General features: G+C 41.8%; 3 protein-coding genes. All 3 read left to right on the top strand.

All coding sequences use genetic code 11. The features are described 5' to 3' along the window. Positions 1–494: site-specific integrase (locus KSW37_RS15440; protein ID WP_217315325.1), on the top strand; the 494-nt coding region annotated here is incomplete at its 5' end. Further along, positions 491–862, top strand: a complete 372-nt coding sequence (locus tag KSW37_RS15435; protein ID WP_217315323.1) for a hypothetical protein — start codon at positions 491–493, stop codon at positions 860–862. The genes KSW37_RS15440 and KSW37_RS15435, both read left to right, overlap by 4 nt. Positions 863–1,449: 587 nt before the next feature. After that, the coding region (locus KSW37_RS15430) for a carboxypeptidase-like regulatory domain-containing protein (RefSeq protein ID WP_217315321.1) at positions 1,450–1,936 on the top strand (487 nt) is incomplete at its 3' end.

The raw sequence follows: 1,936 nt of genomic DNA, 5'->3' as shown, positions 1-1,936 counted from the left end.
CGAGAGACCTTTTTATCTTTGGCAGTTGGACAGGTATAGCTTTCATCGACATCAAAAACTTGACGGAGGACAACATCAGCATGATTAATGGTGCTCCTTGGATTGTGTCGAAGCGTCAGAAGACAGGTGTACCATTCCAAATCAAGCTGATGGATATACCTATGCAGATTATTGAAAGATACAAATCATTCCGAAAGGACAAGCATTTGTTCAATATAGGCAATCTTGACAGTATCAACAAGCGTATCAAGAAAGTTGCTGTAATGTGTGGAATCAAGAAGAGAGTTTCATTCCACGTGTCTCGTCATACTTGGGCAGTTTTGGCTTTAGAATATGGTATGCCGATAGAAAGCGTTAGCAAGATTCTCGGTCACACAAACATCACAACGACACAGATATATGCCAAGGTGACAAGCAGCAAACTTGACCATGACATATCTGTTTTTGAAAGTCGAATCAAAGGACACTTGCCTGTAATGGGAGGAATGGTATGAAAAGGACAATTATCACTATAGACGGAAATGGGATACTTTCCATTCCGTCCAACTTGAAGGAATTGTGGATGAGTGAGGGCGAGTTGGTGAATATATTTCATGCCACAGCTCCCAAACTCAACTCTGTGATACGAGCCATATATAAGGAAGGTATACTGTCTATGTCAGAAGTTCAACGCAAGGACGAAACTTCCGTTGGTGTTTGGCAAACGCTGTATAGTTTTCCGATGATAGTTGTCATTTCCTTTCGTCTCCACTCTTTTGGCGCAGCACAACTTCGTGATGCTATCTTCAATAGATTGTACGAAGCAAAAGAGAAAACAACTATTGTCCTGCAACTCTACGGAGGGACGAATACCTTTTGTTGAAAATGGTTGTATCTTTGACGCTTCAGTTGTTCACTGTCGTATAGAAATGAACTTGTAATGTGATAAAGAAGTATCCATGCAAAAAAGCGTGTAAGCATATATACATTGATGTCATACGTTTTACATGTTTATCGTATGACATATAAAACGTATGACATACAGAAATGCATTTTTGTTCATCCCGAGGAATGGTATTCCATGTCTTCATTCTTTGGGATTTATTTGTTTCATTCTTTGGACATAGAGAAAAACGAGCCGTTCCTTGGAGGCTTTGCGCCTCCAGCCACTTGGCGAACCACCGCAGTGTTTTCAATGGTATTAGATTTGTTCTTTCCAAAACATTGTGTCCATAAAGACACAGCAAGGTATGTTTTGAGTTACTCAAAACCTTTCGAGTTACTCTCGAAAATAAATGTAGATTTTCTTCCAAAGTCAGAAAATCAAGCAACATGTGTATCGTTTCTCTCTCTTAACACACACAAAAGTGTAATTTTTCTGCCCATCACCTCAGAAATACACTTTTGTGTCAAAGTCTTTTGCCACAAACTTCATACTTTTGCCTCAGAAAAGAATAAAAACAGGAAAATATGAAGAAGAAAGTAATTATCACAACAGTTTTGTGCCTCTCGGCAATGACTCCGCTGATGGCGCAGAACATCACTGGAAAGGTAGTGGACACCAAGGGCGAGCCTTTGGCTTTCGCCAATGTGGTACTCTTGAACCGACAAGACTCAGCTTTCGTCAAGGGAGCAGTGAGTGGAGAAGATGGTAACTTCTCCATCGATTCCTCCTGCAATGGCGGAATCATCAAGGTGACATCCGTGGGCTATAAGACCATTTGTAAGGATTGCATAGGCGAGACTGTGGGCGTCATTACTTTAGAAGAGAACAGCAAGATGCTCGGCGAAGTGGTGGTGAAATCATCACGCCCTGTTACCGCCATCAAGGGCAATGCCTTGGTTACAACTGTCGCCAACTCCCAACTGTCTCATGCAGGTACAGCAAATGATGTGCTGCGTCAAGTGCCAATGGTTACAGGAAGAGACGGCAACTTCGAGGTGTTTGGCAAGGGTA

Origin of the sequence: Segatella copri, assembly GCF_019127135.1 — a bacterium.
Taxonomy (GTDB): Bacteria; Bacteroidota; Bacteroidia; order Bacteroidales; family Bacteroidaceae; genus Prevotella.
Note: the sequence above shows the minus strand (reverse complement) of the source record. Positions and strands in the feature narration are given on the sequence as shown.

What these genes read in the sequence shown, in the direction of transcription:
- KSW37_RS15435 (WP_217315323.1), top strand. Translation starts at nt 491, where the DNA reads ATGAAAAGGACAATTATCACTATAGACGGAAATGGGATACTTTCCATT.